This window comes from Mesorhizobium sp. M1348 (genome assembly GCF_040317925.1).
In the GTDB taxonomy this organism is placed as follows: Bacteria; Pseudomonadota; Alphaproteobacteria; order Rhizobiales; family Rhizobiaceae; genus Mesorhizobium.
Window position 1 is genome coordinate 490,117 of the sequence record NZ_JAMYLH010000002.1, and the last position, 25,130, is coordinate 515,246.

28 protein-coding genes are annotated in these 25,130 nt (G+C 62.9%); 9 read left to right on the forward strand and 19 right to left on the reverse strand.

Annotated elements, in window-relative coordinates:
• The first annotated feature begins 7 nt into the window (after nt 1-7).
• Nucleotides 8-643, forward strand: coding sequence for a TetR/AcrR family transcriptional regulator (locus NKH13_RS06545; RefSeq protein ID WP_352911443.1), 636 nt, complete (start codon nt 8-10; stop codon nt 641-643).
• Between the two features lie 153 nt (nt 644-796).
• On the opposite strand, the gene NKH13_RS06550 is transcribed toward NKH13_RS06545, so the two are convergent.
• From NKH13_RS06550 to NKH13_RS06570, 5 genes are all read right to left on the reverse strand, one after another.
• The gene (locus NKH13_RS06550; RefSeq protein ID WP_352911445.1) at nt 797-1,549 is read right to left on the reverse strand and encodes a sulfite exporter TauE/SafE family protein; all 753 of its coding nucleotides are present in this window, start codon (nt 1,547-1,549) and stop codon (nt 797-799) included.
• A gap of 125 nt (nt 1,550-1,674) precedes the next feature.
• Nucleotides 1,675-2,127 (reverse strand): hypothetical protein, encoded by a 453-nt coding sequence (locus tag NKH13_RS06555; RefSeq protein ID WP_352911446.1) that lies wholly within the window; start codon nt 2,125-2,127, stop codon nt 1,675-1,677.
• A 124-nt stretch (nt 2,128-2,251) separates the two neighbouring features.
• A complete protein-coding gene (locus tag NKH13_RS06560; protein WP_352911448.1) occupies nt 2,252-3,100 on the reverse strand; it encodes a 23S rRNA (adenine(2030)-N(6))-methyltransferase RlmJ in 849 nt (282 codons plus the stop codon).
• Nucleotides 3,097-3,708: a hypothetical protein gene (locus NKH13_RS06565; RefSeq protein ID WP_352911450.1), complete on the reverse strand. Its 612-nt coding sequence runs from the start codon at nt 3,706-3,708 to the stop codon at nt 3,097-3,099. Before NKH13_RS06565 ends, NKH13_RS06560 begins: the two co-directional genes overlap by 4 nt.
• Before the next feature lie 4 nt (nt 3,709-3,712).
• Nucleotides 3,713-4,384 (reverse strand): TetR/AcrR family transcriptional regulator, encoded by a 672-nt coding sequence (locus NKH13_RS06570; protein ID WP_352911451.1) that lies wholly within the window; start codon nt 4,382-4,384, stop codon nt 3,713-3,715.
• An 85-nt stretch (nt 4,385-4,469) separates the two neighbouring features.
• On the opposite strand from NKH13_RS06570, the gene NKH13_RS06575 reads away from it, so the two are divergent.
• On the forward strand, nt 4,470-4,871 hold the full coding sequence (locus NKH13_RS06575) for a carboxymuconolactone decarboxylase family protein (RefSeq protein ID WP_352911453.1): 402 nt from the start codon (nt 4,470-4,472) through the stop codon (nt 4,869-4,871).
• A 117-nt stretch (nt 4,872-4,988) separates the two neighbouring features.
• On the opposite strand, the gene NKH13_RS06580 is transcribed toward NKH13_RS06575, so the two are convergent.
• The 5 genes from NKH13_RS06580 to NKH13_RS06600 form a co-directional block, all read right to left on the reverse strand.
• Complete coding sequence (locus NKH13_RS06580) at nt 4,989-5,864, reverse strand: aminoglycoside phosphotransferase family protein (RefSeq protein WP_352911456.1); 876 nt, start codon at nt 5,862-5,864, stop codon at nt 4,989-4,991.
• A gap of 120 nt (nt 5,865-5,984) precedes the next feature.
• Entirely contained in the window at nt 5,985-6,434 is a 450-nt protein-coding gene (locus NKH13_RS06585) for a DNA polymerase III subunit chi (protein ID WP_352911459.1), read from the reverse strand.
• Between the two features lie 37 nt (nt 6,435-6,471).
• A complete protein-coding gene (locus NKH13_RS06590; protein WP_352911461.1) occupies nt 6,472-7,968 on the reverse strand; it encodes a leucyl aminopeptidase in 1,497 nt (498 codons plus the stop codon).
• Between the two features lie 85 nt (nt 7,969-8,053).
• Complete coding sequence (locus NKH13_RS06595; protein WP_292664497.1) at nt 8,054-8,437, reverse strand: VOC family protein; 384 nt, start codon at nt 8,435-8,437, stop codon at nt 8,054-8,056.
• Between the two features lie 73 nt (nt 8,438-8,510).
• Nucleotides 8,511-9,677 carry a flavin-containing monooxygenase gene (locus NKH13_RS06600; protein WP_352911464.1) on the reverse strand — a complete coding sequence of 389 codons (1,167 nt, stop codon included), beginning with the start codon at nt 9,675-9,677 and terminating at the stop codon, nt 8,511-8,513.
• A 354-nt stretch (nt 9,678-10,031) separates the two neighbouring features.
• Between NKH13_RS06600 and lptF the strand changes: the two genes are divergently transcribed.
• From lptF to NKH13_RS06635, 7 genes are all read left to right on the forward strand, one after another.
• Entirely contained in the window at nt 10,032-11,234 is a 1,203-nt protein-coding gene (gene lptF / locus NKH13_RS06605) for an LPS export ABC transporter permease LptF (RefSeq protein ID WP_292664502.1), read from the forward strand.
• A complete protein-coding gene (lptG, locus tag NKH13_RS06610; RefSeq protein ID WP_352911633.1) occupies nt 11,231-12,316 on the forward strand; it encodes an LPS export ABC transporter permease LptG in 1,086 nt (361 codons plus the stop codon). The genes lptF and lptG overlap by 4 nt, the downstream gene beginning before the upstream one ends.
• Entirely contained in the window at nt 12,316-14,733 is a 2,418-nt protein-coding gene (locus NKH13_RS06615; RefSeq protein WP_352911467.1) for an LPS-assembly protein LptD, read from the forward strand. Before lptG ends, NKH13_RS06615 begins: the two co-directional genes overlap by 1 nt.
• A 117-nt stretch (nt 14,734-14,850) precedes the next feature.
• Entirely contained in the window at nt 14,851-15,777 is a 927-nt protein-coding gene (locus tag NKH13_RS06620; RefSeq protein ID WP_352911469.1) for a peptidylprolyl isomerase, read from the forward strand.
• Nucleotides 15,778-15,789: 12 nt separating this feature from the next.
• Complete coding sequence (pdxA, locus tag NKH13_RS06625; RefSeq protein WP_352911472.1) at nt 15,790-16,809, forward strand: 4-hydroxythreonine-4-phosphate dehydrogenase PdxA; 1,020 nt, start codon at nt 15,790-15,792, stop codon at nt 16,807-16,809.
• Between the two features lie 55 nt (nt 16,810-16,864).
• Nucleotides 16,865-17,704 carry a 16S rRNA (adenine(1518)-N(6)/adenine(1519)-N(6))-dimethyltransferase RsmA gene (gene rsmA, locus NKH13_RS06630; RefSeq protein ID WP_352911474.1) on the forward strand — a complete coding sequence of 280 codons (840 nt, stop codon included), beginning with the start codon at nt 16,865-16,867 and terminating at the stop codon, nt 17,702-17,704.
• A 75-nt stretch (nt 17,705-17,779) separates the two neighbouring features.
• Nucleotides 17,780-18,073: a DUF1330 domain-containing protein gene (locus NKH13_RS06635; protein ID WP_352467161.1), complete on the forward strand. Its 294-nt coding sequence runs from the start codon at nt 17,780-17,782 to the stop codon at nt 18,071-18,073.
• On the opposite strand, the gene gmk is transcribed toward NKH13_RS06635, so the two are convergent.
• The 9 genes from gmk to fabD all read right to left on the reverse strand — a co-directional run bounded on the left by gmk (nt 18,074) and on the right by fabD (nt 25,120).
• Nucleotides 18,074-18,730 (reverse strand): guanylate kinase, encoded by a 657-nt coding sequence (gene gmk, locus NKH13_RS06640; protein ID WP_023677701.1) that lies wholly within the window; start codon nt 18,728-18,730, stop codon nt 18,074-18,076.
• A gap of 33 nt (nt 18,731-18,763) precedes the next feature.
• Nucleotides 18,764-19,654, reverse strand: a complete 891-nt coding sequence (locus NKH13_RS06645) for a YicC/YloC family endoribonuclease (protein ID WP_352911478.1) — start codon at nt 19,652-19,654, stop codon at nt 18,764-18,766.
• Between the two features lie 136 nt (nt 19,655-19,790).
• The gene (mltG, locus tag NKH13_RS06650; protein WP_352911481.1) at nt 19,791-21,011 is read right to left on the reverse strand and encodes an endolytic transglycosylase MltG; all 1,221 of its coding nucleotides are present in this window, start codon (nt 21,009-21,011) and stop codon (nt 19,791-19,793) included.
• A gap of 93 nt (nt 21,012-21,104) precedes the next feature.
• Entirely contained in the window at nt 21,105-22,367 is a 1,263-nt protein-coding gene (gene fabF / locus NKH13_RS06655; protein ID WP_352911483.1) for a beta-ketoacyl-ACP synthase II, read from the reverse strand.
• Nucleotides 22,368-22,401: 34 nt separating this feature from the next.
• The gene (locus tag NKH13_RS06660) at nt 22,402-22,638 is read right to left on the reverse strand and encodes an acyl carrier protein (RefSeq protein WP_006203723.1); all 237 of its coding nucleotides are present in this window, start codon (nt 22,636-22,638) and stop codon (nt 22,402-22,404) included.
• Between the two features lie 187 nt (nt 22,639-22,825).
• Complete coding sequence (fabG, locus tag NKH13_RS06665; protein WP_292663869.1) at nt 22,826-23,563, reverse strand: 3-oxoacyl-[acyl-carrier-protein] reductase; 738 nt, start codon at nt 23,561-23,563, stop codon at nt 22,826-22,828.
• Nucleotides 23,564-23,617: 54 nt separating this feature from the next.
• Nucleotides 23,618-23,884: a type II toxin-antitoxin system RelE family toxin gene (locus NKH13_RS06670; protein WP_352911486.1), complete on the reverse strand. Its 267-nt coding sequence runs from the start codon at nt 23,882-23,884 to the stop codon at nt 23,618-23,620.
• Nucleotides 23,868-24,089, reverse strand: coding sequence for a type II toxin-antitoxin system RelB family antitoxin (gene relB, locus NKH13_RS06675; RefSeq protein WP_352467166.1), 222 nt, complete (start codon nt 24,087-24,089; stop codon nt 23,868-23,870). Before relB ends, NKH13_RS06670 begins: the two co-directional genes overlap by 17 nt.
• Before the next feature lie 65 nt (nt 24,090-24,154).
• Nucleotides 24,155-25,120, reverse strand: a complete 966-nt coding sequence (gene fabD, locus NKH13_RS06680) for an ACP S-malonyltransferase (RefSeq protein ID WP_352911489.1) — start codon at nt 25,118-25,120, stop codon at nt 24,155-24,157.
• Between the last annotated feature and the right edge of the window lie 10 nt (nt 25,121-25,130).

Below are 25,130 nucleotides of genomic sequence, written 5' to 3' on the forward strand. Positions count from 1 at the left end.
AGCGGGCGTGTCTACTCGCATTGCAAAACCGCATCCGCGCATGCGCAAGCAGCCGCGCCAGGCGCGTTCCAGGGCAACCGTCGAGGCGATCATCGAGGCGGCGGCTCATGTTCTGAGCGGGCTGGGCTGGGCCGGCTTCACCACCAACAAGGTGGCCGAGGCGGCAGGTGTGAGCATCGGCACGCTCTACCAGTATTTTCCCGACAAGCTTTCCCTGCTCGAAGCCGTCCGGCGCCGTCACTTCGATCATGTGCTGTCGGTCATTCGCGATTCGGCGGAAGACCAAAAGCCGCTCAGGAAATTCGCGCAGGAGCTGGTGCGCGGCATGATCGCGGCGCACAGCATTCACCCGACACTACACCAGGTGCTGCTCGACGAGGCGCCGGGCGATCGCGGCTCCAGGGCCGCCCATGCTTCGTTCCAGGCACAATACCTCAATCACTATGCGACTGCTGTCGCCACTTATCGCAAGCCAAGGAAAGGCGCCGACATGGAGACCGTGGCGCGCGTGCTGTCGTCGGCGATCGAAGGTGTGATTCATAACGCGGCACGCCGGAACATGCTCGCCGCGCCGGAGCTGCAAAAGCAACTCGTTGAACTGATCAGCGCCTACCTATCGGGAGCGGGCCGCATCGGTCGATAGCGCAGGCCACGACTGTGCACGTGCCGTTATAGGCGACACCAAGCCGATGGCGCGCCTTTTCACGACCATGTCGTGTTGCCGACATCTCAATTGCAACGCCGCGGCATTGGCAAACGACCTACGGCGGAAGTCGGGGATTTCTGTATGTCGGATTCAAAACCGGCTCATGAGATGCGGCAAGGACGATGCCAACAATGCTGCACCTGATGCGGCCAAGAGCGTAAGGACGATCTTTCGAAAAGTCGCCTCGCTAATGCCGATGTAGAGACTCGCGCCAAGGAGTGTCGGTATCAACATCGCCGGCGCGACGATGGCAAACATCGGCAGCATTTCGAGCTTGATCTTTCCGGCCGCAAGATACGCGGCCATCGTCATGGAGAGGGTCACAAGATTGAAATTCTGGATGACAATGCGCTGCCTGTCCTTTTCCCATTGGCGCAGCACGCACCACAGCGTTGGAACCGGGCCGGTGAAGCCGCCAAGTCCACCCATGATGCCGCCGACCAGACCTATTGCACCGTCTGCAACAGGACCCCCGACCGTGATGGGAGGGAGGCGACGCGCAAAGAGCATCAAGGGACACCAAACGACCAGCAGCGCGCCGAAGACCAGCTTGAACAACTGCACATCCAGCAAGGGCAGGATGGCCACACCGACCGGAATCCCTATGGTCCCGCCGATCAGGAAGGGCAGCAGAAGCTTGAGGTCGAAACCCCGGCGGACGGTGACGGCAGCGATGATCTGACCGGTGAGCGCCCCAAAGACCGCCATGGCGGCAGCAAGCTGGGGCTCCACGGTCCAAACCCAAAACGACATGGCAACCAGGCTGAAAGCGAACCCGGACAGCCCCTGGACGAAGCCAGCAACGACCGCCCCGAGAGCAACAACGTAGACAAGCGAATCCATGTAGTGCTGCTTCCCTGCAAACTCGTGACAGCAGATCGCGCTTCCCGCGAATGCTGCGCCGCGTGGAAGCGGTGACGGTCGATCAGGTGACCGGTGCTAAAAAGTCGGAATCAGCGAGTGCGCGATCAGCGCAGGACGCGGCAGCGGCCGTTATACACCATCCAGCGGTCGAAGCCCGAGACGCAGAATTCGACATTGTCGCCGATCGAGGCAAAGCCCTGGCCTTCTTCGATCAGGTACCAGATGGTGCGGGCGCGGCCGTCGGAGAGGCTAACGGTGGCGCCGCAATAACGGCGGCCGATCGGCCAGGTGTCGTCGGCCGGCAGATAGCGATGCTGGTGGATACGCTGGAAGTCGACGATCTGCACGTCGGGCAGATGCGGCACGTGATGCACCTGATAGGAGAAGCGGTCGGTGATCTTGTTCAGGACCCAGGCGTCGCCGCAGACGCCGCTATCCTCGTCGGTATAGATTGCAAGGTCGGCCGCCTGGACTGCCTGGGTGACGCCAAGAGGTGCGGCCAGCGGCGTGCAAAAGGCGAGCAGTGCGGCAAGGGCGGATTGGGCGAAGCGAGTCATGGCAGCCTCTCAAGGTCGACTGCGCGCACTGTGCGGATTCGCTGACGCGCGGTCAAGCGGTTGTAGTGACGATGGTTGTAGTGACGCGGTTGCGCTGACGGAACGGCAAGGACTGCATCTCAAACTACTCTCCCGCGAGCCAATCCAGCGTCCAATGCGACGGCTGCTCGAGTGCAAGCAGCCGGTGCAGCGCCGGCAGCAGTGTCCGTAACTCGCCTTCCAGCGTGAAGGGCGGATTGACCACCACCATGCCGCTGCCGTAGAGGCTCGGCTCGACGGAGGCCGGTCTGATCTCAAAACCGATGTCGAGCAGCTTCGGAATGCCCGTCTGCTTCAGCGCCTTTCGAAAGGCGGCGACCACCTTGCGGTCCTTGAGCGGATACCACAGCGCGTAAATCCCTCCTGGCCAGCGCCGATGGGCTCTTTGCAGCCCGTCGACCAAGCGACCGAACTCGCCCTCTTCCTCGAAAGGCGGATCGATGAGCACGAGGCCGCGCTTCTCCTTTGGCGGCAGATGCGCGCCGAGCGCCAGCCAGCCGTCGAGTTCGATCACCCGGGTCTGGAAGTCACCGTCGAACAGCGCCTTTAGCCTGGCAACATCCTTAGGGTGCAGTTCGACCGCCGACAGCCGGTCCTGCTTGCGCAGCAGGTGCCGGGCGATCAGCGGCGAACCCGGGTATTTTTTCACGCCGCCGTCCGGATTGAGCGAACGGACGGCTTCAAGATACGGCGCCAGCAGTGTTGCCGCCGGGGCATCCAGGGCCGCATCGACCAGCCGGCCGATGCCGCCTTGCCATTCGCCGGTCTTTTGCGCTTCGGTCGAGGACAGATCGTAACGGCCGATCCCGGCATGGGTGTCGATGACGCGAAACGCCTTGTCCTTCTGCTTCAGATATTCGATCAGCCGGCTGAGCACGACATGCTTGACGACGTCGGCGAAGTTTCCGGCATGGTAGGCGTGGCGATAGTTCAATTGGAGCCCCTGCCCCAGCGCGGCGGTGGCGGCTGCGAGTTCGGATTTTCCGGCCGGCGGCCGCCGAAACGAAATGCCAGCACCAGCCCGACCAGGCCGGCCGCCATCAGGGAAAAACCGACCGGGCGCGCCCGGCGGTCGACCTCGCCGGCAGCCGAGCGCAGCATGATGTCGACGGCCCGCATCGGAATGCCCTCGGCGTCGCCCGGACCGACGGTGAAGATGTAGGGCCCGGCGGCAACGCTCGGGATCAGGCCGGCGTCGTCGCGAAAGATCCTGTCCGGCAGCTGTGGACTGACCTGGCGCGGATTGTCGGAATGGTTGAACTGCAGCGTCGAGGCGAGCACCGTCCTGCCGCCGGTGGCGGCAGTGAGGGTTAACACGGTGCGCTGCTGCGACACGATGCGCTCGGCTCTTGCCGTAAGGTCGACCAGCACGCGCACCGGCCCGTCGCGTGCGCTCAGGGGCACCGTCACCGGCTTGAACCGGCCCTGGTCGTAAACCCGCCAGGTGCCGATCTCATGGCAGGAGAAGTTGGTCATCGCCCAGGGGTAGACGACGCCGATGCCGGTACCGATGAGCAGGATCAGGGCGAACAGAGAGCGCATGAGGTCAAGACCCGGTGTTCGGCGCGCTGGTGCCGTCGCGGGCGCGCTCCATTTCGTCCAGGAGCATGTCAAGGCCGAGATCAAACGTCCGGTCGAATTCGGCGGTGCCGAAATAACGCCCGGCCGCAGCTACTTTTGGAAAATCCTGCGCCAGTTGCTCATCGCTGACGGTGGTCACGGCCGAAGGCCCCTTCGCATAGCCGGCAGTCTCGTCGAGGATGGCACCCATCAGATAATAGCCGGTGGTGCGGAACAGCCGCGCACCAAGTTCCGGTCCGAAGCCGCCGGCCTCGAACAGGCCGAGGATGCCGTTCAGCCACGCAAGGCAGGTCGGCGAGTTCATCCGGTAGGTGACGAAGAAGCTGGCGAAAGCCGGGTGCTCACGCGCGACGCGGCGGAAATCCTGCACGGCGATGGGCAACCTTTGTCGCCAAGGTAGGTCCGCGTCGGGCATTTCGAGGGAGCCGATCAGCCGATCCACCAAGGCTGCGAAGAGATGCGCCGCCGAAGGAAAGTGGTGATAGATGCTCATTGCCTCGCAGCCGAGTGCAGTCGCCAGCTTGCGCATCGAAAAACCGGCGAGGCCCTCGCTCTCGATCACCTTCAAAGCGGCATCCTCGATCATCTCGCGAGACAGCCGGCCGCGGGGTCGCTTTTTTTTGATCGATGTGTCCATGATGCCGCTTAACAACTTACGCTGTAAGGTTCATTTTCAACATTACCTTACATCGTAAGGCCAACAAAAACCAGAGGAGAACATCATGTCTGTCTGTCGTACTCGTTCATCAAAGCATTCTTCCGTCCGCCGTGCCTGCCTGCTCGCCGCCGCCTACGGGCTGACCCTGGCTGCAGCCCCTTCTTATGCCGATGAGTATGACGCAACCGTCAAGGACATCCAGTCGACCATGGGCGGGGTGCCCGGTTTCGTAAAGCAGTTCCCGAAAGCCGGTCTGCCCGGTGCATGGGCCGAGGTCAAGGCCATCCAGCTCAGCGACAAGACGGCGCTGCCGCCGAAGGTCAAGTCGCTGATCTCGCTGGCGGTGGCGGCGCAAATCCCGTGCAACAACTGTATCTGGTCGGACACGCAGGACGCCAAGCGCGCCGGCGCCACCGACGAGGAGATCCAGGAGGCGGTCGCCGTTTCAGCGCTGACCCGCCATTGAAGCACCATCTTCAACGGCATGCAGGTCGATTTCGATACGTTCAGGAGGGAGATGGGCGGGCAGTAATGCTTTCGTTATTAGAGCGGGATGCGTTCAAACTGAATTAGCCATCCCGCTCTAACGGTTTGTATGATCCGCCAGCACCTCATTGATAAGTCGCCACGATTTTTCCGCCTCGCGCTGGTTGCCGTCATGTCCCGAAGCGACGATCAGCGCCTTCCACAACGCCCAGCCCCTTGCGCGCGCCCAGCTGTGCTCGTCAAGGGCAATGCCGTCGCGGAACGCCTGACGGCTCTCGCCGTAAAATTCCGTCCACGCGATCACCAGGTCACAGGCAGGATCGCCGATAGCCGAACTGCCGAAATCGACGACCGCACAGAGCTTGCCATCTTCGACGAGCAGATTGCCCGAGGCGACGTCGCCATGGACCCAGACCGGCGGCGCTTGCCATCCAGAGGCAAGCGCAGTCGCCCACACCGCCTCGGCGGCGGCCTTGTCGATGCGGCCGCCGAGCGCCGAAAGCGCACCTCGGGTCTCGGCGTCGTAGACCGAAAGCCGGCCACCGCGGTGGAAATTATGCTGCCCTGCCAGTGGCCCACCGACGGCGTCGATCCGGTAGAGCGCGACCAGAAAGCCGGCCAGCGAACGGGCGAACTCAGTGAGATCGGCAATCAGTTCACCAGCCGCCGGTCTGCCGCCAAGCCAGCGATAGACGGACCAAGGCCATGGATAGCCTTCCCCGGGCGCGCCTTTGGCCAGCGGCACGGGTATCGGCAGAGGCAGGTGAGGCGCCAGGCGGGGCAGCCAGCGATGCTCCTTCTCGACCTGGGCAACATAGGCGGCAGCGCTCGGCAGCCGCACCGACATGCTGTCGCCCAGCCGGAACGTGCGGTTGTCCCAGCCGCCAGGCTCGACCGGCTCTACCGGCAGGTCCGCCCATTTGGGGAACTGCGCGACAATCAGCCGGCGAACAAGTGCGGCATCTATCGGCATGCCTGGTGTTCGTTCATCGTGCGGCATCGGGCTTGCTCAGATCTTCTGGATAGCCGGCGGTCCATCTTTTTGTTTTTCGCATTCTTGCGGCGCCAGTGATTTCACTTGGCTGCAAATGCTCTAAGCTTTGCGTTCCCAGCGCCGGTCGGGCGTTTGCTGCCAGTAGGTCACGGTGTGGCCGGCCTCCTTCATTGTCTTCCAGTACGTGCGTGCCGCCTCGACCTGAGCCGCATCGTGGCCGTCGAACAGGAACACGGCGCGCTGGTAGCCGCCAAGCTCCGGCGGCACCGCCCCATCGACCAGGAAGCGTATCTGCGCCTGGTTCGGATTGTCGGGGCCGACGGTCAGAAGCACCGGCTGCTCGGCGGGATGGGCTTCGCGGTCCGTTGCGTGGGCCAGGAACGAATCGTCCCGGAAAGTCCACAGATGCTGGTCCAGCGCGTCGCGCCGTTCCTCGGTGCCGGTCTGCACCACGGCGCGCCAGCCACGATCGATACTGCGCTCCAGGAGGCCGGGCAGCGCATCCTCCAGCGTCGATTCGGTCAGGTGATAAAACAGAATCTCGGCCATGCGTTCAGTCTACATTGTCGGAGTCCGCCCCAGCCGCTCATTGCTCGTAATGATCGCGTAGCAGCCGGTCGAGCAGCCTGACGCCGAAGCCGGAAGCCCATGACTGGTTGATCTCGTTGGAGGGCGCGCCCATCGCGGTGCCGGCAATGTCGAGATGCGCCCAGGGCGTGTCCTTGACGAAGCGCTGCAGGAACTGCGCGGCGATGATGGCGCCGCCATGGCGGCCGCCGATGTTCTTCATGTCAGCATTCTTGGAATCGATCAGCTTGTCGTATTCGGCGCCGAGCGGCATGCGCCACACCCGCTCCTGCGTCGCCTGTCCGGCCGCCGTCAGCCGGTCCGCCAACTCGTCATTGTTGGAGAACAGGCCGGCATAATGCTGGCCGAGCGCGACCATGATGGCCCCGGTCAGCGTCGCCAGATTGATCATGAATTTCGGCTGGAAGCGGTCGTTGCAGTACCACAGCGCATCGGCCAGCACGAGGCGGCCCTCGGCATCGGTGTTGAGCACTTCGATGGTCTGGCCAGACATCGAGGTGACGATGTCGCCCGGTCGCTGAGCGTGGCCGTCGACGGCATTTTCAACCAGCCCGACAATGCCGACGACATTGACCTTCGCCTTGCGCGCGGCCAGCGCGTGCATCAGCCCGGTGACGGCAGCAGCGCCGCCCATGTCGCCCTTCATGTCCTCCATGCCGGAGGCCGGCTTGATCGAATTGCCGCCGGTGTCGAAGGTGACGCCCTTGCCGACGAAAGCGACCGGGCTTTCCTTGGCCTTGCCGCCGTCCCACCGCATGACCGCGATGCGGGCGCCACGCGGCGAACCCTGCGCTACGCCCAGCAGCGAACCCATGCCGAGCTTCTTCATCTCCTTCTCGGCCAGGATCTCGACCGTGACGCCGAGCGCCTCCAGTTCGGCGATGCGAGCGGCGAATTCCACCGGTCCCAAAACATTGGCCGGTTCATTGACCAAATCGCGTGCCAGCAAGACGCCGTCGATCACCGCCGCTTCATCGGCGAAGGCCTTCTTTGCAGCTGCCGGATCGGCGGTGTGAATAGTCACCTTGATCGGCTTTTTTGGCTCGCGCTTGTCGTCACCATTGTTCTTTTTGGTCTTGTACTTGTCGAAGGAATAGCTGCGCAGCAGGATGCCCGCTGCAAGCTGAACGGCTTGCCTGCCGCTGACGGCCGCACCGGGAAGATCGAGCACGACGGCCACTTCGGTTGCCTTGCGAAAAGACGCGGCAATCGTGCCGCCGAGCTTCAGCCAACCGTAATCATCGAGATTGGAGCCCCTGCCGGCACCGACCGCCACCAGCCGCTCGAGCGATGTCCCTTCCGGTGCCAGCACTTCGACCAGGCTGGCGAATTTGCCGGTGAAGTCGGCGACCGGAAAAGCCCGCTCGAGGGTCTTTGCCGGATCGCAAGCCCTGGCGGCATCGCTGAGGCCGCCCTCGTCGGCCGCCAGAACGAAAACGCTGCCCTTTTTGGGCGCGGCGAATTTGGCGAAGGCGATCGAGGGTCTCGAATTCATGATGTCCTGCTTTCGGGAAGTGCGTTGGATTATCGCGGGAGGCGTTCGATTGGGCAGATCGGACCGAAGGTGCCGTGTTGTTGCGTCAGTGAGCGGCGGGTTGAAACAGCTCGATGACATTGCCCGATGGGTCTTCGAGCAGGGTCTGGGAACCGCCGACGCCCGTTATGATATCGTTGCGAAAGACAAGTCCAGCACTCTTGAGGCGCGCAACCTCTTCTTTCAGGTCCGGCACCACCAACAGGATGCGGTTCCAGCCTCCCGGAACCGGCTGCCGGCCATCCGGCATAGCCCGTGCACCCGAACTGCCGGGTCCGCTTAGAAGGAGCCGTAACGCGCCGCGCGTGACGGAAGCAAAAGCCGGTCGCGCGTCCTGTTCGACGGCGAAGCCAAAATGTCCACAGTAGAAGTCGATCGAGGCGGCGACATCATCGACCATGTAGCGAATGCTGACTGGCGTCATGATCATTGACCTTTCGGTTCGAGCACGTTTCGACAAGGCGTGTCTATTGCGGGCGGAACAGTCGGCACAGTCCTGCTCATCATCGCTGCTTGACAATCCGCGCCGCTATCGCCCTGGCCTGAATGCGGGCATTGGCGAAACAACCGCGAATGCTCGGCCGCATGCCGGCAAACCACAGGCCGGGTAATTTCGGATCGGCATCGCCGCCGTTGAAAAGCGGAACGCCCTTGCCGTCGAGAACGCCGAGCTTGCCGACCATCTGCTCCAGACCGGTGCGATAGCCGGTCGCTGCAATGACGATGTCGGGCGTGATCAACCTGCCGTCATTCAGTATGATGCCGTCTTGGGTAAATTCCCGCAATGGTGGCACCACCACGATCGTGCCTGCCTTGATGGCGCGAACCGCGCCGTCATCGGCTGCGATCGCGGTGTAGTCGGCGCTCAGACGGCTCGCACCGCCTATGGGAGCCGGCGGAAGCCCAAATTTCGTCAGGTCGCCGAAAACCAGGCGCTGGGTTGTCGTCATCACCGCATCGGCAATCCGCATCGGCAAACGCGCCATGACAGGCGAAAGCCTGTGGACGGCGATCTTGCCGATGCGTTTCGGCAGCAGCGACGGGCCGTTGCGGGCCGACAGCCAGATGCTTTGGGCGTCTGCATTCGCAAGATGATTGAGTGCGTCGAACCCCGAATTGCCGGCACCGACCACCAGCACCTTTTTGCCGGCATAGTCCTTCGCCTTGCCAAAATCGGCCGAATGGATAATTCGGCCGGCAAAATCGTTCATGCCTTTCCACGCGGGAATAAACGGCTGCCGGTCGCGCCCGGTGGCGACGACGACATGGCGCGCCAGACGACGTCCGGCGTTCGTCCGCACGGTCCAGTGATCGCCATCGAACGTGATCTCTTCAACGGCAGCGCCGAATGCGATCGGCAGACCATGCGCCTGGCTGAAATCGTTCAGATGGCGAATGACGGCCGATTTGTGCGGAAAAGCCGGGGTGCCTGCGGGATAGCCGACGCCGGGCAGCGTCGAGAGATCGCGATGTGTATTGAGGTGCAGCCGCTGGTGCCGCCGATGCCAGGGTTCGGCAAGCCGGCTCTCCTTTTCCAGGACGAGCGTCGGTACGCCGGCCTTCACCAAGGCGTGGGCGGCGGCAAGGCCGGCCGCGCCGGCGCCGACCACGATCGCGCCGTCAAAGACGGTTTCCCGACCGGTTTGACTGCGCAATTTTTCCGCTTCCATGCTGGGGCTCAACAGATCCTGACCCGTCTTATCACGCCGCGGCGGTCGCGACCGGCGCGACATTTGGTCGTTTTGCCGCATTTGACAAGACTTTGGCCGAAATCGCTCCCATATGCGATATCGAACCATCTACGATTCGTCGCGGCACGGCCCCGCTTCCCGCCGCAACCTGTTGTTAACCAACAATGTTCGCCCTTTCTTATCCATTGCCGCCGACACTCCGGCCCAGCGGAATTTGCGATACGGGACAGAACCCAGATCGAACCGCCAAACTGAGCCAGTTGTGCAGCCGGCGCCGGACGACTACCTTGTTCCAAGGCATGATGCCGTTCGAAATCGCCGAGAAAAGCCTTCATGAAGGTCGTTGAACGTTACATCATGCGCCGTGCTTTCGCGGTATTCGCGCTGGCGCTCGTCTGGACGCTGGCGATCGTCTGGACGACTCAGGTGCTCGCCCGCATCGACCTCGTCACCGATAGCGGTCAGTCGGCCCTCACCTTCTTCGAAGTCGCAGCGTTGATCATCCCGACGATTGTTCCGATCGTCGTGCCGTTCGCCCTGGTGGTCGCGGTCGCTCAGATACTCAGTGTGATGAATTCGGATTCGGAGCTCGCCGTCATCAATGCCGCCGGCGCTTCACGCTGGACCATCGTCAGGCCGATCATGCTTCTGGCGCTCGCAGCCAGCGTTTTTTCGTTCGCCGTCGACAATGGCGTCGACCCTTACGCACGCCAGAAGAACCGCGAGTTGATTGCGTCGTCGCGTGCCGATCTGTTGTCGTTGATCATCCAGGAAGGCACCTTCCGCAAGATCGATGACGGCCTGTTCCTGCAGGTTGGCGAACGGCTTCCCGACAATCGCCTCGGCGGCATCTTCGTCGCCGATTCGCGCGAAGAAGGCGTCAATCTCGTCTATTACGCCAAGACCGGCAGCATCATCGAACGCGGCGACGAGAAGGTGCTGATGATGAATGACGGCGTCATCCATCGCAAAACCATGACCGGCGACCTCTCGGTGATCCGGTTCACCTCCTATGCCTTCGACCTGTCCGCTTTCATGTCGGCCTCATCTGACATCCTGCTTTTGCCGAAGGACCGGACGACCCAGTATCTGCTCAATCCCAGTCCGAACGACAAGCTGTACCAGCAAAAGCCGAACAGGTACCTGGCCGAGCTCAACCAGCGTTTTTCCGAGTGGTCCTATTCGCTCGTCTTCGCGCTGATCGCGCTTGCGGTCGCCGGAGATGCGCGCTCGCATCGCGAGGCGCGTGTGCACCCGCTGATCACGGCAATCGCGATTGCGCTGTTCGTGCGCTGGCTCGGGTTCTTTGCCGCCGGCAAGGCCGACAAGGTGCCGCAATATGCCTATATGGTCTACGGCGTCCCGATCGTGGCATCGGCGATCGCCATCTGGTTCATCGTGTCCAACCGGACCATGGAATTGCCGGTTGCCTGGGCCGATTGGATAACCAATCTTGCCGGCCGCTTCAGTGACGGCTGGAGCGCCATCAAGCTCCGTTTTGCCAGGCGTGGCGCATCCGGACAGGGGGCCGGCTGATGGGCTGGACTCTGGGTCGGTACTTCTTCTTTCGCTATGTGACGATCACCATCTGGTTCTTCATCGGCCTCTTGGCGCTGGTGTTCCTGATCGATTTCACCGAGCTTTCCGGCCGCACGACCGGCGTGCCGGGCTTCACCTACGCAACTGCGTTCGCCATTTCGGGGCTCAGGATGCCGATGATCATGCTGCAGACGGTGCCGTTCGTCGGCTTGTTCTCGGCGATGGCGACGTTGGTGTCGCTCAACCGCAAATATGAATTGGTCATCGCCCGTTCCGCCGGCGTCTCTGCATGGCAGTTCCTGCTGCCATGCTGCATCGGGGCGCTGCTGTTTGGAGCCTTGTCGGTCGGCGTCATCAATCCGGTAGCCGCGCACGCCTATTCCTGGTCCGAGGAGATCGAGACCCAGCTCCGTTCGGGCAAGTCGAACAGCGTCTCGGCCGATGCCGCGCCCTGGATCAGGCAGAAAACCAACGCCGGCGACACCATCATCGGCGCGCGCGCCATTCTCAACCAAGGCCTCGAGATGGCCGACGCGGTCTTCTTCAGTTTCAGCCCGCAAGGCGACATCATCGAGCGCAAGGATGCGGCGCGCGCCTTTTTGCGGGACGGCTACTGGGAATTGCAGGACGTGAAGGTGTTCCGGGACGGCACCATCCAGTCGTTATCCAGCGATCGGCTGCCGACCAATCTCAAGCCGGAATTCGTGCAAGAGCGGTTGGCGCGCCCTGAGACCATTCCCTTCTACGATCTGCCCGGCAAGATCGAGGTGGCCCGCTCCTTCGGCCTCAAGGCAAATGCCTTCGCCATGCAATTCAATTCCCTGATTGCGCTGCCTTTCCTGCTTGTCGCGATGACGCTGATTGCGGCAACGGTATCAATGCGATTTGCGAGGATGGGGCAGTCGGCAACGATGATTCTGGGTGGCATCGCGGCCGGCTTTCTGCTTTATGTCGTTTCGGTGCTGGTCAAGGCATTCGGCGTAGCGGGATTCGTACCCACTGCCGTAGCGGCTTGGGTCCCGGTTGTCGTGGCTATGTTCTTCGGGGTGACATTCCTGCTATACAAGGAAGACGGCTAGTGAGGGAGGCGGTTTTGCGCAGCCATAGGCACGCCGGTTTGGCACGCCTCTCTGCGGCGAGCGCCTTGGCATGCCTGCTTGCCAGCGTCGCCCCGGTTGCTCCGGCTTTTGCCCAGGACATCAGTGACCTGGCAACGAAGGTTCCGAGCGGCACGCAGATGCTGCTGGCAGCCGATACGCTGGTCTACGACAACGACAAGCAGACCGTGACGGCCGTCGGCGGCGTCCAGATCGACTATGGCGGCAACCGTCTGGTCGCCCAGCGGGTCGAATACAACCGCAACACCAAACGCCTCGTCGCCAGCGGCAATGTCGAGCTCGTCAATAGCGACGGAACCAAAATCTATTCGCAGCATGCCGACATCACCGACGATTTTGCCGACGGCTTCGTCAATGCGCTGCGTGTCGAGACCATAGACAAGGCGTATTTCGCCGCCGAAAGCGCGGAGCGCATGGGCGGCGTGCTGACGACGTTCCACAATGGCGTCTACACCGCCTGCGAGCCGTGCGAGGACAAGCCCGACAAAGCGCCGACCTGGCGTATCAAGGCCAGGAAGATCATCTGGAACGGCGAGAAGAAGACGGTTCGCTTCGAGAACTCGAATTTCGAGTTCTTCGGCTTTCCGCTGGCCTATCTGCCGGCTTTCGAGATCGCCGACCCAACGGTCAAGCGCAAGAGCGGCTTCCTGATCCCCGGCGTCGCCTACAAGAGCGATCTCGGCGTCGGTGTTAAAGTTCCCTATTATTTCGCGCTCTCGCCGACCTACGATCTCACTGTCACCGGCAGCGGCTATACCAAGCAAGGTTTCCTCGGTGAGGCCGAGTGGAGGCAGCGCTTCAACAACGGTCAGTACAGCCTGAAGATTGCGGGCATCCGGCAGGAGAATCCCGACGCCTTCATCGACGACAATGGCCACAACGTGAATTCGGGTACCGAAGGCGACCCGAACAGATTCCGCGGCATGATGGGCACCCAGGGCCAGTTCGCCATCAACCCGCGCTGGGACTTCGGCTGGGACATCCTGCTGCAGAGCGACAAGAATTTCGCGCGCACCTACGACATCGATGGCTTCAACGATAGCGTGCACCGCTCCGAGGTGTACCTGACGGGGCTCAACGATCGCAATTACTTCGATGTGCGCGCCATGCACTTCGACGTTCAGGAAGACACGCTCGCCAGCGATCCGACCGCACGCGCCGCCAAGCAGCCCTGGGTGCTGCCCTCGCTCGACTACGCCTATATCCCCGACATGCCGGTGGCCGGCGGGCAGCTGTCGTTCGACGTCAACGCGCGGGTCATTGACCGCGACAGGCTCGATACGGCTCTTGCAAATTCGGGCATCCCTTCGTCCGTCAACAACGTCCGCGGCATCGACGGTCAATCCGGCCGCCTTACCGCGGAAGCCGAATGGAAGCGCACCTTCACCACCGATGGCGGGCTGCTGCTGACACCGCTCCTGGCGCTGCGCGGCGACGCCGGCTACGTCAACGCCTCCTCGGCCTCGCTCGACGCCATCAACCAGATGGCGACCAATCTCGGCGTCGAGGACGATATGCGTTCATCGCTTGCCCGCTACATGGCGACCGCCGGCCTTGAGATGCGCTGGCCGGTACTGTTCTCGATGACCAGTTCCAGCCATGTCTTCGAACCGATGGCGCAAGTATTCATGCGTCCGAACGAGCAATATGTCGGCGGGCTGGCGGTCCCCAACGAGGACGCCCAGAGCTTCGTCTTCGACGCCACGACGCTGTTCGAGCGCGACAAATTCTCGGGCTATGACCGCATGGAAGGCGGCACACGCGCCAATGTCGGGCTGCGCTATTCCGGCGCATACGACAATGGCTGGGGCACTAATGCGGTGTTCGGCCAATCCTACCAGCTCGGCGGCCAGAACTCGTTCGGCACGCCGGACCTGGTCAATGTCGGCGCCTATTCGGGTCTTGAAACTGCAACCTCCGACTATGTCGGCCTTGTCGGCTTCAACAGCCCCAGCGGGTTTTCCGGCTCGGTCAGTGGCCGTTTCGACGAGCAAAGCTTCGAAATCCGCCGCGCTGAGGTAAAGGCCGCCTTTTCAGGCCTGCCGGTATCGCTGAGCGCCAAATACGCCTTCATCCAGGCGCAGCCGCTCTATGGGTTCTCGACCGATCGCCATGAAGTTACGCTCGGCGCCTCGACACATCTTGCCGAGAATTGGCGCGTCTTTGGCACCGGCACGTACGATCTGGAGCAGAGCGTTCTGGTCAAGGACGGGGTCGGCTTTGCCTATAGTGATTCGTGCTTTACCTATTTGATGACGTTTTCGGAAAGACGTGACCTGAACACCAAGGAAGTATCGCAGAACGTCGGCTTCAACCTGTCGTTCCGCACGCTCGGCGATTTCGGCTCGTCGCAACGCTCCATCGACACCATTCAATAACGGGCAGCGGTCGGCAACGGGGCGGCTGGCGGACGACATTGTTTCGCCGCATAGAGCAGGCACGAATTTCAGCGGCTTGAACTGGGATAGGTTGGGCCGAATCGGGATGGAATTGGGATGCTTTCGATGAGGAAATACCTCTTTTCGGCAGGGTTCGCGCTGCTGGTGGCGTTCTCGATCACCGCAGTGACGCGGCCAGTTTTCGCCACCGAGATCAAATACGTCGTCAACAATATACCGATCACCACCGGCGACATCCAGCATCGGGCCGCTTTCCTGCGCCTGCAGCACAGAAAGGGCGATGCCGGCCAGGAAATGATCGACCAGACGCTGCGTCTGGCCGAAGCCCGGCGGCTCGGCATCCGCATCAGCGACGCGCAGGTCGATGCCGCTTATCAGCGTTTCGCCACCAGCAACAAGATGCCGCTCAAGCAGCTTGACGGCGCCATGGCGCAATCCGGCGTCACCAAGGAGCATTTCAAGGAGTTTATCCGGGCGCAGATGGCCTGGAACCAGGCGCTGACCGCGCGTCACCGTTCTAGCGACGGCGGCGGCGCCATGAGCGAGCAGGACCTCGTCAAGCGCATGCTCGAAAAAGGCGGCAGCAAACCGAGCGCCACAGAGTACATGCTGCAACAGGTCATCTTCGTGGTGCCGGCCGCCGAGCGAAGCGCGACGCTGGCCAAGCGCAAACGCGAAGCCGACGCCATGCGCGCCCGCTTCAACGGCTGCAACACCACGCGCGAATTCGCCAAGGGCCTGATCGATGTCACGGTTCGCGATCTCGGCCGGGTGCTGGCGCCGCAATTGCCGGCGGACTGGGCCGAGCAGATAAAGGCTACAAAGGTCGGCGGCGCCACCACGACGCGCGAAACCGACCGCGGTGTCGAATTCATCGGCATCTGCTCGTCGCGCGAAGTGTCAGACGACAAAGCCGCGCAGATGGTGTTCCAGAGTGAAGGTTCGAACGACAAGAACGCCGACGAACTCTCGAAGAAATATGTCGAGGAGTTGCGGAAGAAAGCCCGCATAATCGAGCGCTGAAGTCGAAGCGCCGTGCCTGACGTAGAGCTTCCGCTGGCGTTGAGCGTCGGCGATCCGTCCGGCGTGGGGCCGGACATCGCCATCGCTGCTTGGCAGGCCCGCGATAGCGCTGGCGTTCCGTCTTTTTATCTCCTTGCCGATCCGGCACTGATTGCCGCGCGGGCGCACAGGCTCGGCACCGATATCGCGATTGCCGAGACGACGCCGGCGCTAGCGCCGGGGGTGTTTTCGCGCGCGCTGCCGGTGGTGGCGCTTGCTGCCCGTTTCGTCGACAGTCCCGGCCGCCCGGATCCAGCCAACGCCGCCGGCATCATCGAGGCGATCGACCGCGCCGTTGCCGACTGCCTGGCTGGCCGCGCTGCCGCGGTCGTCACCTGCCCCATTGCCAAGAAGCCGCTCTACGATGTCGGCTTTCGCTTTCCCGGCCACACCGAATACCTGGCGCATCTGGCATCGCTTCACACCGGCACCGAATTGACGCCGGTGATGCTGCTTGCCGGCCCGGACCTGCGCACCGTGCCGGTCACCATCCACATCGCACTGGCCGAGGTGCCGAAGGCGCTGACGACCGACCTGATCGTCGCCACCGGGCGCATCACCGCCGCCGACCTTGCAAACCGCTTCGGAATTGCCAAGCCGCGGCTCGCCGTTGCCGGCCTCAACCCGCATGCCGGCGAAGGCGGCGCGATGGGCACCGAAGACGAGCGGATCGTGCGCCCGGCGATCGACCGGCTGAGGCAGGAAGGGATCGACGCCTTCGGGCCATTGCCGGCCGACACGCTGTTTCACGCCCGCGCCCGCGCCGGCTACGACGTGGCGCTCTGCATGTATCACGACCAGGCGCTGATCCCGGCCAAGGCGCTGGCGTTTGACGAGGCGGTCAACGTCACGCTCGGCCTGCCCTTCGTCCGCACCTCGCCCGACCACGGCACCGCCTTCGACATCGCCGGCAAGGGCATCGCCCGTGCCGACAGCCTGATTGCGGCGCTGAAACTCGCTCGCCTGCTTGCCGATACCGGGAAAAGGCCGTAGGCCCCTGAGCCCAATGAGCCCAATTCCATGGCATTAACCCGATGAGCCCAGCCCGATGAGCATAGACGGCCTGCCGCCACTGCGCGAGGTGATCGAGCGCTATGGGCTGCAGGCGAAAAAGGCACTCGGCCAGAATTTTCTGCTCGACCTTAACCTGACAAGCAAGATTGCACGGATCGCCGGCGACCTGTCCGATGTTACGGTTATCGAGGTCGGTCCCGGTCCGGGCGGGCTGACCCGGGCCCTGCTCCTCAATGGCGCCCGGCGGGTCGTCGCGATCGAGCGCGACGAGCGCTGCCTGGCGGCCTTGGCCGAGATCGCGAACCACTATCCGGGTCGGCTCGAGATCGTAGCCGGCGATGCGCTGAAAACTGATTTTGCAGCGCTTGCCAAAGGAGTGCCGGGAAGCGGCGGGTCGGCGAAAATCGTCGCCAACCTGCCTTACAATATCGGTACCGAATTGCTGGTTCGCTGGCTGACCGTGACCGAGTGGCCGCCTTTCTACACATCGATGACGCTGATGTTCCAGCGCGAGGTCGCCGAACGCATTGCAGCCAGCCCCGGCAGCGAGGCCTATGGTCGGCTCGGCGTGCTGGCCGGCTGGCGGACGGAGGCGAGGATTGCGTTCGACGTGCCGCCGCAGGCGTTCACGCCGCCACCCAAGGTGACGTCCTCGGTGGTGCATCTGGTGCCGCGCCCCAACCCCTTGCCGGCAGAGGTGAAACGGCTCAGCCGCGTCACCGAAGCGGCATTCGGCCAGCGCCGGAAAATGCTGCGGCAGAGCGTGAAAAGCCTCGGCGGCGAGGCACTGCTCACCCGCGCCGGCATCGATCCGACCAGGCGTGCGGAGACGCTCAGCGTCGAGGAATTCGTTCGCCTGACCAACGCGGTGTGATGCAGGGAAGCGTCCGCGTGGAATTTCCGCTCTCATGGCATAGATAGCCTGACAAACCTTGCCCGGAGACAAACAGTGGCCGCCTATGTCATTTCCGACGTCGCGATCCGTGACGCAGAGGCTATCGAAGCCTATCGCGCCCGCGCGGCTGCCTCCATCGCCCAGCATGGCGGGCGCTATCTGGTACGCGGCGGCGAGGTGGAAATGTTGGAAGGCGACTGGTCTCCCGGGCCGCTGATCATCGTCGAATTCCCCGACATGGACACGGCGCGGCGTTGGTATCGCTCCGCCGAATATGCCGCGGCATTGGAACTGCGCGACGCCGCACTCAGTCGCAATCTGATCCTGGTCGCGGGGACAGCGCCTTGATCAATCCGTCTTTTCGTCGAGCAGCCCCGAGACGAAATCGAACAGGCCTGGCCGGCGATCGCGTCTGAGCCGTTCGGCCGTGACGATGCCCCGCACCTCGGCGAAAGCGCGGTCGAGATCGTCGTTGACTATGACGAAATCATATTCCTTCCAGTGCTCGATCTCGTTGCGGGCGTTCTTGAGCCGCGTCTCGATCACCGCTTCCTGATCCTCGGCGCGACGCTTCAGCCGCGCCTTCAATTCCTTCATCGATGGCGGCAGGATGAATATCGAGACGATGTCGGCGCGCATCTTCTCCTTGAGCTGCTGAGCGCCTTGCCAGTCGATGTCGAACAGCATGTCGCGGCCTTCGGCCAGCGCCTGTTCAGCCGGCTCGCGCGGCGTCGCGTAGCAATTGCCGTGCACCTCCGCCCATTCGAGCAGCGCATCGGAATCGCGCAGCCGCTCGAACTCGCGCATGGTGCGGAAGTGGTAATGGACGCCCTCGATCTCGCTGCCGCGGCGTGGCCGCGTGGTGACCGAGACCGACAATTCCAGGCTGGAATCGCTCTCCAGCAGATTGCGCGCAATCGTCGACTTGCCGGCGCCTGACGGCGACGACAAGACCAGCATCAGCCCGCGGCGCCGAATGCGGGAACCCACATCCCTAGCGGTCATGGGGCTTGGCAGTCATGTGGCTTGGCATCGGGATCATTCCAGATTCTGGACCTGTTCGCGAAACTGGTCGACGACCGCCTTCAGCTCCAGCCCGATGGCGGTGACCGCAGCGGCATTCGACTTGGAACACAGCGTATTCGATTCGCGGTTGAATTCCTGTGCTAGGAAATCGAGCTTGCGGCCGATGGCGCCACCGCCGGCGAGCAGCGCCCGGCCCGACGCCACGTGCGTCTTCAGCCGGTCGATCTCCTCGCGTATGTCGGCCTTGGTGGCCAGGAACGCCGCTTCCATATGCAGCCGGCTGGCGTCCAGGTTGGCGGACGCGTCCATCAACAGGCGGATCTGCTCGGCGAGCCTTTCGCGGATCGTGGCCGGCTCGCGTGATGGATCGGCCTCGGCCCGCAGCGTCAGCGCCTCGATGGCGTCGATATGGCCGGACAGCAGGGAACTAAGTGCGGCACCTTCGCCCTGGCGCGCCTGCTGCAGCCCGTTCAGTGCTGCTTCCAGCGCCGACAGTATCGCGGTATCGAGCACACTGCGCGCCTCTTCGGTTTCGATGGTTTCGGGAATGTCGAGGACGCCGCGCAGCGCAAGCAGCCCGTCGGCCGCCGCAGGTGCTACTCCGAACTGCTCCTGCAGTCGCTTGGCCAACCCCGCCAGATCCTTCAGGAAAGCCTCGTTGACCACGGGTTGCGCTTGAGCGCCGGCGGCGCGGCCAATGGTCAGCGTCATCTGGAAATTGCCGCGCGCAAAACGCTTTTGCACCGTCTGCCGGACGGCCGGCTCCAGCCGGTCGAAACCTTGCGGCAGCCGCAGCCTGACCTCGACGCTCTTGCCGTTGACGGACTTGGCTTCCCAGGCAATCGAAGTGCCGTCGTGTTCGGCGACACTGCGCGCAAAACCGGTCATGCTCTGCAAGTTCATGTAGCCGTGCGTCCCTTTGCCGAATGCTCTCAAGCCGGAACGATTTCTCCGGACAGGATCATGTGAATTTCAATGTCATAGCTGCCCTTGCACATCCACCCGGACATGCACAGGGCGAACCTGATGGCGTCCGGCCCTACTGGGCGGCGGTGGCGCCCGCATCGTCAACGATGGCTCCCGCCGGCGTGTCGGCTCCGGTATTGGTTGCCCCGGCCTTGGCGGCGTCCTGCGCCTGCTTTTTCAGCAGTGCCCGGTAGCGAGCGACATTCTCGTTATGCTCATCGAGGGTCGAGGCAAAGACGTGGCCGCCACTGCCGTCGGCAACGAAGTAAAGATCGCTGGTCTTCGACGGATTGGCGACTGCCTCCAGCGCCGCACGACCGGGATTGGCGATCGGCGTCGGCGGCAGGCCGTTGATCAGATAGGTGTTGTAGGGCGTCGGCTTCTGGATGTCCGACTGATAGATCGGGCGGTCGATGGGTTTGCCCTTGCCGCCGAACAGGCCGTAGATGATGGTCGGGTCCGACTGCAGCCGCATACCCTTGGCCAGCCGGTTGAGGAAGACGGCGGCTACGCGCGAGCGTTCATCGCCCTTGCCGGTCTCCTTCTCGACGATCGAGGCCAGGGTGATAAAATCCTCAACGTTGGCGATCGGCAGATCCGGCGCTCGGCGCTGCCAGACTTCGTCGACCAGCTTCTTCTGGTCGGCCAGAAGCTTGTCGACCATCTGCTGGCGTGTTGCGCCGCGGGTGAAGCGCAGCGTGTCGGTGGCGAGGCTGCCCTCGGGTGGAGTGGTCGACGGCATATCGCCGGTCAGCGCGTCCTGCTCGGCGATCCGTTGCAGCGCCTGCTCGACCGTCAGTCCCTCGGGGATAGTCAGCGAATACATCACCGACTTGCCGCTCTTCAACAGTTCCATGATATCGTGCATCGACGCCTGCGGCTTGATCTCGTATTCGCCGGCCTTCAGGGCGGAATCATTGCCAAAGGCGCGCACGCCAAGGCGGAAGATGCGGGCGTCGCTGATCAGCCCTCGCCGCTCAAGCTGGTCGGCGATCTCCTGGACGCCGCTATTCGGCTTGACCAGGAACGTGTCGCCATTGGCCGACGGGCCGGGCTCGTTGAACTCCTGCTTGCCGAAATACAGCGCAACGCCTGCCGCCAGAACCATCAGCATCACCGAAGAGATGACGAAGTTCATGAACACGACGAACTGGCTGCGCGAGGCACGCGAGCGCTTCGGCGGCGGCGTGCCGGCCTCGGGCCGCAACGCCTCGCTGGCCGTCTTCGGCACGATCGGGCCGGGCGTTGCTGGCCGCTGCCCGAATTCGCCGTTATCGGCCGGATTTGTGTTCATAGCGCCCTACCATTTGATCTTGCGACGAATCCCCTCGGGCAGAGTAGGGGCGAATATGGCAAAATTGACGGCAGACGGAAACCGGCGGAGCGGTCAGCCATTGTAGCGCTGGAAGACGAGCGAGGCGTTGGTGCCACCGAAGCCGAAGGAGTTGGACAGCGCCACCTCGATCTGCCGGGCCCGCGGTTTGTGCGGCACCAGGTCAATCGCCGTTTCGCGCTCCGGATTGTCGAGATTGATGGTCGGCGGCGCGATGTTGTCGCGAATGGCGAGGACCGAAAAGATCGCCTCGGCAGCACCCGCCGCGCCCAGCAGGTGGCCAATCGACGATTTGGTCGACGACATCGATATCTTCGAGGCGGCGTTGCCGACCAGCCGCTCGACGGCGCCGAGTTCGATCGTATCGGCCATGGTCGAGGTGCCGTGCGCGTTGATGTAGTCGACATCGGCCGGCGTCAGCTTCGCCCGGTTCAGCGCCGCGGTCATGCAACGGAAAGCGCCGTCGCCGTCTTCGGCAGGCGCGGTGATGTGATAGGCGTCACCGGTCAGACCGTAGCCGGTGACCTCGGCATAGATCTTGGCGCCGCGGGCCTTGGCGTGTTCGAGCTCCTCGAGCACGACAACACCGGCGCCCTCGCCCATGACGAAGCCGTCGCGATCGCGATCGTAGGGGCGTGAGGCCGTTTGCGGCGCGTCGTTGCGCTCGGTGGAGAGCGCGCGGCAAGCGGCGAATCCGGCGATCGAAAGCCTCGTCACCGGCGCTTCGGCGCCGCCGGCGACCATAACGTCGGCATCGCCCCAGATGATCAGCCGGGCGGCATCGCCGATGGCGTGCGCACCGGTCGAGCAGGCGGTGACGACGGCATGGTTGGGGCCTTTCAACCCATGCCGGATCGAGACCTGACCGGAGACGAGGTTGATGATCTGGCCGGGGATGAAGAACGGGCTGATGCGGCGCGGACCGCGTTCCTTGAGGATCATTGCATTCTCGGCGATGCCTTCGATGCCGCCGATGCCCGAACCGATCAGCACGCCGGTGGCGCACTGTTCCTCATGCGTCTTCGGCTGCCAGCCGGAATCCTTGAGTGCCTCGTCGGCGGCCGCGATCCCGTACAGGATGAAGTCGCCGATCTTGCGCAATTCCTTCGGCTCGAGAACGGCTTCAGGATTGAAAGTGGCATTGGAGCCGTCACCGCGCGGAATGACGTGGGCGACCTTGCAGGCAAGGTCTTCCACCTCAAATTCGGTGATGCGCTTGGCTGCGCTGCGGCCGGTCAGAAGCTCCTTCCAGCTGTGCTCGAAGCCCATGCCGAACGGCGAAAGCAGCCCAAGGCCCGTGACGACGACACGCCTCATCGCAGGTCCTCCCCGGTAATGACTGCAAATAGCGTCAGGCGGAGGCCTTGTCGATGTATTTCACCGCATCGCCAACAGTCAGGATGGTCTCGGCCGCATCGTCCGGGATCTCGACACCGAATTCTTCTTCGAACGCCATGACAAGTTCGACCGTGTCGAGGCTGTCCGCGCCCAGATCATCGATGAAGCTCGCCTGCTCCGTCACCTTGTCGGCATCGACGCCAAGGTGCTCGATGACGATCTTCTTGACGCGCTCTGCGGTGTCACTCATTTGGGCATCCTCGTCTTTTGGTTGTCTGTCTTCGTTAGCGGGCAGAATGCCGCTAATCAAGCTGAAAGATGGTCCTGCCGGAAACGCAACGGAACAGGACCGGTTTTTGCCCGAACCGCCGGGTTGCGGGCGGCATTACACGAAAAATCCCGTGCATCCAAGACGGAATGAAGCGTTTTCCCAAGTGTTAGATCATTGCCATGCCGCCATTGACATGAATGGTCTGGCCGGTGACGTAGGCTGCCTCGTTGGAAGCTAGGTAAGCGACGGCAGAGGCGACTTCGGCGCCCGTGCCCATGCGCCGGGTCGGGATCGCCGCCATGATCGCCTCTTTCTGCTTGTCGTTGAGCTTGGCGGTCATCGCCGATTCGATGAAGCCCGGGGCGACGCAGTTGACGGTGATATTGCGGGTGGCGATCTCCTGCGCCAGCGATTTGGAAAAGCCGATCATACCGGCTTTGGAGGCGCAATAATTGGTCTGGCCGGGATTGCCGGTGACGCCGACCACTGAGGTGATGTTGATGATGCGGCCATGGCGGCGCCGCATCATCGGATGGGTAAGCTCGCGGGTCAGCCGGAACACGGCGGTCAAGTTGACCTCGAGCACGCTATCCCAGTCGGCGTCAGCCATGCGTACGAACAACCCGTCCTTGGTGATGCCGGCATTGTTGACGAGGATATCTACGCCTTCGAGATCGGCCTCCGCCTTCTGGCCGAGCGCCTTGACGTCGTCGCGATTGGAAAGATTGGCCGGGAAAAGCTTTACCCGGTCGCCCAGTTCGGCGGCCAGCGCCTCCAGTTTCTCGATACGTGTGCCGTGCAGGCCGACGATGGCGCCCTGGGCATGCAGCACGCGGGCGATCGCCTCGCCGATGCCTCCCGATGCGCCAGTGACGAGCGCCTTGCGGCCGGTCAATTCGAACATGTTTTATCCTCTTCCCAAATCATACTGGCCAATCATAGGGGCTGGCGAGTTCGGCTATCTTAAAACGTCGCCGCGGTGGCCTATGGTTACCACCAGAATGACGAGCCGGTTATCCTGCACATCGCAAATGATGCGATAATCTCCGACGCGATATCTCCAAAAGGTTGCGAGCGGACCCTTCAGCGGTTTGCCGAGTTCACGCGGGTTGTCGAGAACGGCAATGCGGTTTTCGATAAAATCACGGATACGGTGACGTGTCTGCGGATCCAATTCTTCGACAAATTTTCGCGCCGAGCGGGCGTATTCAAGCGTCCAGGCCACGCCAGAAGTCCTCGGCTCTCATGACGTCTTCTTCACCACGCCTGATCCGCTCAACGACTTCGGCAGCCAAGTAGTAATCTTCCAAGTCCTCCAGACCACGTTCAATGAGCTCGCGCAGATAGTAGGCCTTGCTGCGACCAGTCTTGGCGGCGAGAAAATCCAGGCGCTGCTCGACTTCAGGAGAAAGGCGGATCGATGTGGGCATGCCGCACCTCGTTGCGATACATGTATTCATCTAGCGGCAAGCACCGATGAATTCAAGCTACGTGGTCACCCCAAGGCGGCAAGTGCCGTCTCGACCTCCGCCGCCGATCCGATGCTGCTGGTGGCAATGTCGCGGTTGATGCGGCGGGCCAGCCCCGACAGCACCTTGCCGGCGCCCACTTCGTAGAGCGTCGCAACGCCATTCGCGCCGAACCACTCCACCGTTTCGCGCCAGCGCACGCGCCCGACCACCTGTTCCACGAGGCGGCGGGCAATCTCGTCGGGATCGCTCGTCGGGGTCACCGTAACATTCGAGACCAGCGGCACGACCGGCGCAATCTTCGTCACGGCGGCCAGCGCCTCCCGCATGATCTCGGCCGCCGGCTTCATCAGCGCCGAATGGAAGGGCGCCGAGACCTGCAGCATCAGCGCCCGCTTGGCGCCCTTCTCCGTGCATAGCTTCGCCGCCAGTTCGACCGCCGGCCGGGCGCCGGAGATCACCAGCTGGCCGCCGCCATTGTCATTGGCGATCTGGCAAACCAAGGCTTGTGCGGGATCTTTAGCCGCGCCTTGGGCGGCCTCTGCGCAAGCGGCCTCGACGTCGGCTTGTTCCAGCCCGATGATCGCCGCCATGGCGCCCTCGCCTGCCGGTACCGCCGCCTGCATGGCGTTGCCGCGGATGCGCAACAGCCGGGCAGCGTCCGCGACCGAAACGAAACCGGCGGCCGCAAGTGCCGAATATTCGCCGAGCGAGTGGCCGGCCACATAGGTGACCTTGCCTTTCAGGGAGAAGCCGCGCGCCTCCAGCGCCCGGATTGCGGCAAGCGACACCGCCATTAGCGCCGGCTGGGCATTGGCGGTCAGCGTCAGCATCTCTTCCGGCCCTTCCCAGATCAGCTGCGATAGTTTTTCGCCGAGCGCGTCGTCGACTTCCTCGAAGATCTGCCGCGATTCCACAAAGGTTTCGGCGAGGTCCTTGCCCATGCCGACAGCTTGGCTGCCCTGCCCCGGAAAGGTGAATGCGATGGCCATCGTCGGCTCC

What these genes read in the sequence shown, in the direction of transcription:
- NKH13_RS06550 (WP_352911445.1), bottom strand. Translation starts at nt 1,549, where the DNA reads ATGGATTCGCTTGTCTACGTTGTTGCTCTCGGGGCGGTCGTTGCTGGC.
- NKH13_RS06555 (WP_352911446.1), bottom strand. Translation starts at nt 2,127, where the DNA reads ATGACTCGCTTCGCCCAATCCGCCCTTGCCGCACTGCTCGCCTTTTGC.
- NKH13_RS06565 (WP_352911450.1), bottom strand. Translation starts at nt 3,708, where the DNA reads ATGCGCTCTCTGTTCGCCCTGATCCTGCTCATCGGTACCGGCATCGGC.
- NKH13_RS06570 (WP_352911451.1), bottom strand. Translation starts at nt 4,384, where the DNA reads ATGGACACATCGATCAAAAAAAAGCGACCCCGCGGCCGGCTGTCTCGC.
- NKH13_RS06575 (WP_352911453.1), top strand. Translation starts at nt 4,470, where the DNA reads ATGTCTGTCTGTCGTACTCGTTCATCAAAGCATTCTTCCGTCCGCCGT.
- NKH13_RS06580 (WP_352911456.1), bottom strand. Translation starts at nt 5,864, where the DNA reads ATGCCGATAGATGCCGCACTTGTTCGCCGGCTGATTGTCGCGCAGTTC.
- NKH13_RS06585 (WP_352911459.1), bottom strand. Translation starts at nt 6,434, where the DNA reads ATGGCCGAGATTCTGTTTTATCACCTGACCGAATCGACGCTGGAGGAT.
- NKH13_RS06590 (WP_352911461.1), bottom strand. Translation starts at nt 7,968, where the DNA reads ATGAATTCGAGACCCTCGATCGCCTTCGCCAAATTCGCCGCGCCCAAA.
- NKH13_RS06595 (WP_292664497.1), bottom strand. Translation starts at nt 8,437, where the DNA reads ATGATCATGACGCCAGTCAGCATTCGCTACATGGTCGATGATGTCGCC.
- NKH13_RS06600 (WP_352911464.1), bottom strand. Translation starts at nt 9,677, where the DNA reads ATGGAAGCGGAAAAATTGCGCAGTCAAACCGGTCGGGAAACCGTCTTT.
- lptF (WP_292664502.1), top strand. Translation starts at nt 10,032, where the DNA reads ATGAAGGTCGTTGAACGTTACATCATGCGCCGTGCTTTCGCGGTATTC.
- NKH13_RS06620 (WP_352911469.1), top strand. Translation starts at nt 14,851, where the DNA reads ATGCTTTCGATGAGGAAATACCTCTTTTCGGCAGGGTTCGCGCTGCTG.
- rsmA (WP_352911474.1), top strand. Translation starts at nt 16,865, where the DNA reads ATGAGCATAGACGGCCTGCCGCCACTGCGCGAGGTGATCGAGCGCTAT.
- gmk (WP_023677701.1), bottom strand. Translation starts at nt 18,730, where the DNA reads ATGACCGCTAGGGATGTGGGTTCCCGCATTCGGCGCCGCGGGCTGATG.
- NKH13_RS06645 (WP_352911478.1), bottom strand. Translation starts at nt 19,654, where the DNA reads ATGAACTTGCAGAGCATGACCGGTTTTGCGCGCAGTGTCGCCGAACAC.
- mltG (WP_352911481.1), bottom strand. Translation starts at nt 21,011, where the DNA reads ATGAACACAAATCCGGCCGATAACGGCGAATTCGGGCAGCGGCCAGCA.
- fabF (WP_352911483.1), bottom strand. Translation starts at nt 22,367, where the DNA reads ATGAGGCGTGTCGTCGTCACGGGCCTTGGGCTGCTTTCGCCGTTCGGC.
- NKH13_RS06660 (WP_006203723.1), bottom strand. Translation starts at nt 22,638, where the DNA reads ATGAGTGACACCGCAGAGCGCGTCAAGAAGATCGTCATCGAGCACCTT.
- fabG (WP_292663869.1), bottom strand. Translation starts at nt 23,563, where the DNA reads ATGTTCGAATTGACCGGCCGCAAGGCGCTCGTCACTGGCGCATCGGGA.
- relB (WP_352467166.1), bottom strand. Translation starts at nt 24,089, where the DNA reads ATGCCCACATCGATCCGCCTTTCTCCTGAAGTCGAGCAGCGCCTGGAT.
- fabD (WP_352911489.1), bottom strand. Translation starts at nt 25,120, where the DNA reads ATGGCCATCGCATTCACCTTTCCGGGGCAGGGCAGCCAAGCTGTCGGC.